This window comes from Glycomyces sp. NPDC050141 (genome assembly GCF_055586545.1).
In genome coordinates, this window is the sequence record NZ_JBVJHZ010000079.1 from 1 (window position 1) to 4802 (window position 4802).

Annotated in this window: 5 protein-coding genes; all 5 read right to left on the reverse strand. The window is 69.8% G+C overall.

Annotated elements, in window-relative coordinates; translation table 11 throughout:
- Positions 1–131 precede the first annotated feature (131 nt).
- Entirely contained in the window at positions 132–818 is a 687-nt protein-coding gene (locus tag ACZ60M_RS25375; RefSeq protein WP_465422029.1) for a hypothetical protein, read from the reverse strand.
- Between the two features lie 45 nt (positions 819–863).
- Entirely contained in the window at positions 864–1748 is an 885-nt protein-coding gene (locus ACZ60M_RS25380; protein ID WP_465422030.1) for a LemA family protein, read from the reverse strand.
- A gap of 114 nt (positions 1749–1862) precedes the next feature.
- Complete coding sequence (gene glmM, locus ACZ60M_RS25385; RefSeq protein WP_465422032.1) at positions 1863–3191, reverse strand: phosphoglucosamine mutase; 1329 nt, start codon at positions 3189–3191, stop codon at positions 1863–1865.
- A gap of 115 nt (positions 3192–3306) precedes the next feature.
- Positions 3307–3885, reverse strand: a complete 579-nt coding sequence (gene rpsI / locus ACZ60M_RS25390) for a 30S ribosomal protein S9 (RefSeq protein WP_465422034.1) — start codon at positions 3883–3885, stop codon at positions 3307–3309.
- 25 nt (positions 3886–3910) lie between these two features.
- The gene (rplM, locus tag ACZ60M_RS25395) at positions 3911–4354 is read right to left on the reverse strand and encodes a 50S ribosomal protein L13 (RefSeq protein ID WP_465422036.1); all 444 of its coding nucleotides are present in this window, start codon (positions 4352–4354) and stop codon (positions 3911–3913) included.
- Positions 4355–4802 lie beyond the last annotated feature (448 nt).

The following is a 4802-nucleotide window of genomic DNA, read 5'->3' on the forward strand; positions in this document are numbered from 1 at the left end:
CAGAGGTAAAGACAAAAAACACCGTCCGTCCTTCCATTCCCCTCCCTCCCCCCCCCCCCCCCCCCCCCCCCCCCCCCCCGCCCCCCCCACCCCCCCCCCCCCCCCCCCCCCCCCCCCCCCCCGGCGGGTTCTCAGTTGTTCGACCAGACGTGTCTGGGCACCTGGCCGAGGATGTCGAGCAGGAAGTCCGCGTAGAAGAACACCTCTTCGAGCTTGATCCCCCCTTGGCGGGAGGTCATGAGCCACGGCCCCTCGAACCGCCAGCCGTACGAGCGGGCGCGCTGGTCCTGCAGCATCCACTCCATGGTGCGGGCGTGGATGATGTCGTACGCGAACCGCCGGTTCGGCGACTTGATCCGGAAGAAGTCGTTGAACGCCTGGTTCTCGAAGTCGATGTCCTTCGCGAACCGCTTGGTCAGGAAGTTCTCCTGGCTGATGTCCAGCAGCGGCCGCGAGGTCGGCAGGCCGATCGCGACGACCTGGTAGTTGAACGTCTTCCGCTCCTTGCCGCTGCCGGTGGAGTACTGGTACTGGAAGAACACGATGTGCACGTTCTTGTACATGCCGCGGAAGACGTCGATGCCCTTGCGCGAGTGCCCCTGGTTGAAGGGCTCCTCAGTAGACAGGCCGGTCACCGAGTTGTCGCCGGGCTCGTAGTGGAAGCCGTACTGGGCCGCCCAGGCCCGGTACATCGCGATCTTCTTCTGCCGTGCGCGCCAAGCGAAGTACGCGCCGACGCCGACCACGAGGAGGCACAGGACGTAAGCCCACCAGGGCATGTCGCTACTGCTGCTCGAAGCGAGCAGTGTCTCGTTCACTGGGGTGGTTCCTTCGGGCTGGGGATTCGGGGTCGCCGCCGGGGGCTACCGGCCGTAGGGCTGCTGACCGTAACCGGGCTGCTGCGGCTGCTGGGGCTGCTGGGGCTGCTGCGGGTAGCCCGGCTGGGGCGCGGGCTGGCCGTAGCCGGGCTGCGGGGCGCCGTAACCGGGCTGGGGCTGCTGCCCGTAGCCGGGCTGCGGGGCGGGCTGGCCGTAACCGGGCTGCTGCGGGGGCTGCTGCTGGTAGCCGACCTGCTGCGGCTGGCCGTACGGCATCTGGCCGGGTGCGGGCTGCGGCGGCATCTGCTGCTGGGCCGGGGGCTGCTGCATGTACGCGGGCTGGCCCATGTCGCGCATCTTCGGCGCGGTGCGGGCGGCCGGGTTGTCGAGCTCGAAGTACTCCTCGGGCTTGAACCCGCCCATCTTCGCGGAGATCGAACCGGGGAAGACCTGCAGCGCGGTGTTGTACTCGCGCACGTTCGCGTTGTAGAACCGGCGCGGGGCCGCGATGCGGTTCTCGGTCTCGGTGATCTCGGTCTGCAGCTGCAGGAAGTTCTGGTTGGTCTGCAGCGCCGGGTAGGACTCCTGCATGTGGATGACGCCGCGGATGGCGTTCCCGAGCTGGCCTTCGGCCGCACCCTGCTGGCCGTGGCCCGCGTTCGGGTCCTGGCGGGTCTGCATGGCCATCGCGCGCGCCTCGGCGACCTGCCGCAGCGTCGCGTTCTCGGAGCCCGCGGCCTGCTGCACGACGTACATCAGGTTGTCCAGCAGGTCGTACCGGCGCTGGAGCTCGACATCGATCTGCGCCCAAGACTCCTGGGTGATGTTGCGCATTCGCACCAGTTTGTTCCGGCCGCCGAGGGCCGCGAACACCAGGATCAGGCCGATCAGCAACAGGAGGATCAGGATCCAGACGATTGGGTTGCTCATAGAGCGTGAGCTTAGTGCATCTATGCCAACGGGAGGGCACCCGTGCAGCGCCAATTGACGGCTCGCACGCGTCGCCGAAGGTGGCCCTCCCGTCGCGTAAGAAGATGGTCGGAATCAGCCCAGGGCGTTCTCGACGACCGCCACGAGCTCGGCCGCGACGGACTGCGCCACCGGCTCCTCCGAGGCCTCCACCATGACCCGCACCAGCGGCTCGGTCCCGGAGGGGCGCAACAGGACCCGGCCGTCGGAGCCGAGCTTCGCCTGCCACTGGGCCACCGCGCTGACCACGTCCGCATGGTCGATCACGGACTTGTCCGCGACCCGCACGTTGATGAGGACCTGCGGCGCGGGCGTGAACACCGAAGCGAGTTCCGCGAGCGACTTTCCGGTGGCGGCCATGCGCGCCAGGAGCAGGATCGCCGTGAGCGTCCCGTCGCCGGTGGTCGCGTGGTCGGAGACGATGATGTGCCCCGACTGCTCGCCGCCGAGCGAGTACCCGCCCTCGCCGAGCCGCTCCAGCACATAGCGGTCGCCGACACCGGTGACCTCGAGCTTGATCCCGGCCGCGCCCATCGCCTGGTGCAGGCCCAGGTTCGACATCACGGTGGTGACGAGCGTGTCGCCCCGCAGCTGCCCGGCCTCGCGCATCGCCAGCGCCAGGATCGCCATGATCGCGTCGCCGTCGACGTCGTTGCCGTCCGCGTCCACCGCGAGGCAGCGGTCCGCGTCCCCGTCGAGCGCGATACCGGCGTGCGCGCCGTGCTCGACGACGGCCGCGCGCAGCCCGCCCATGTGGGTGGAGCCGCAGTCCTCGTTGATGTTGAGCCCGTTGGGGTCGGCGTTGATGAGCACGACCTCGGCGCCCGCGCGGCGCAGGGCCTCGGGGGCCGCGCCGCTCGCCGCGCCGTTGGCGGGGTCGAGCACGACCTTGATGCCGTCAAGGGGGTGCGGGGTGGCCGCGACCAGGTGCTCGATGTACGACTCGACGGGGTCCACGGAGCGGACGATGCGGCCGACGCCGTCGCCCTGCGGCAGCGGCGCCGGGTCGCCCATGGCCGCCTCGATGGCGTCCTCGACCTCGTCGGGGAGTTTGCGGCCGCCGGCCGCGAAGAACTTGATGCCGTTGTCGGGCATGGGGTTGTGCGAGGCCGAGACCATGACGCCGAAGTCGGCGCCGGTCAGGGCCGTGAGGTGGGCGACCGCGGGCGTGGGAAGGATGCCCAGGTCGATGACTTTCACGCCCGCCGCGGCGAGGCCTGCCGCGCTGGCGGCGGCGAGCATGTCGCCGGAGGCGCGGGGGTCGCGGCCGATGACGGCGACCGGGCGCCGGTCAGTCGCGCCGAGGACGCGCGCGGCGGCGATGTTGAGGCGGAGTGCCAGGTCGGGCGTGAGGTCGGCGTTCGCCCGCCCCCGTACGCCGTCGGTCCCGAACAGTCGTGACACGGTGTGGCTTCCCATCGTTGTGGCATAAAAAAACGGGGGCCGCCGAGGATGTCCTCCTCGGCAGCCCCGTCGCTTGTGCAGACTAGCGCGTCCCCACTGGAGTGGGGAAGGCGTGCTAGCGCTTCGAGTACTGCGGTGCCTTGCGGGCCTTCTTGAGGCCGTACTTCTTCGATTCCTTCTCGCGGGCGTCGCGGGTCAGGAACCCGGCGGCCTTGAGGGCCGGGCGGGTGTTCGGGTCGATCTCGACCAGGGCCCGGGCGATGCCGAGGCGGAGCGCGCCGGCCTGGCCGGTGGCGCCGCCGCCGTGGATGTTGACCAGGACGTCGAAGTTGTCGCCGGCCTCGACGGTCACGAAGGGCTCCGCGACGGTCTGCTGGTGGACCTTGCTCGGGAAGTAGTCCTCGAGGGTCTTGCCGTTGACGACGTACTTGCCGGTGCCGGCGACCAGGCGGACGCGGGCGATGGCGCGCTTGCGGCGGCCCACGGTCTGGATCGCGCGGTCGGCGGGGACCATGGGGATGCTCGGCACGGACGGCGCGGCGGCGACGTCGGCGGGAACCTCAGGGACCTCGACGGGGTCAACGACCGCCTCGACGGCCACGGGGGCCTCAGCGGCTTCGACGGCCTCGGGGGCTTCGGTCTCGACGACCTCGGCGGCTTCGGTGGCCTCGGTGGCCTGGATCTCGTCACTCATGTGGATGCTCCTGTTCCGCCCGCGCCTACTGCGCGATCTTCTTGATCTCGTACGGCTTCGGCTGCTGGGCGGTGTGCGGGTGGCCGGGACCCGCGTAGACCTTCAGCTTCTTGGAAACGGCGCGGCCGAGCTTGTTCTTCGGCAGCATGCCGAAGACGGCCTTCTCGACGACCTTGTGGGGGGCCTTCTCCATGAAGTCGGCGTACGACTTCTCCTTGAGACCGCCCGGGTAGCCGGAGTGGCGGTAGGCCTTCTTGGTCTGGAGCTTGTTCCGGGTCAGGACGACCTTCTCGGCGTTCACGATGATGACGTAGTCACCCGTGTCCGCGTTCGGTGCGAAGGTCGGCTTGTGCTTGCCTCGGAGCAGATCGGCAGCGTGCGTCGCGAGCCGGCCCAACACCACGTCGGTCGCGTCGATCACGAGCCACTGCGGGTCAATGTCACCCGGCTTAGGGCTGTACGTGCGCACAGGTTTACCTAGCTTTCGTTGTTGGTGTGAAACGAATCCCGCTGAAGTGAGCGGGACCGCCTGAATCCCCCACCTCGGCGAAGCTTGCGAGCCGTAAATTGGCTCGGCTCGGCGAAACTTGCGAGCCGTAGATCGACTCAGCCTGAGACGGCCACCCGCCGCGGCGGGTGTGGGATTCGTTGGACAGCGTCTTACGCAGAAGACACTCGAACAACAGCTGCCAAGTCTACGCGGTGGTGGCGGCCCCCTTGACGGCGGCCGCCGTGACCTCGGCTACAGCGTTTCCAGGCCGTCAGGCGAGGGGCGTCAGGGCGCAGCGGATCGTACGCGCAGGTGTCGATGCGCGGGTCCGGGGGGGGGGGGGGGGGGGGGGGGGGGGGGGGGGGGGGGGGGGGGGGGGGGAGGGGGGGGGGGGGGGGGGGTGGGGGGGGGGTGTGTCGCTGTTTCT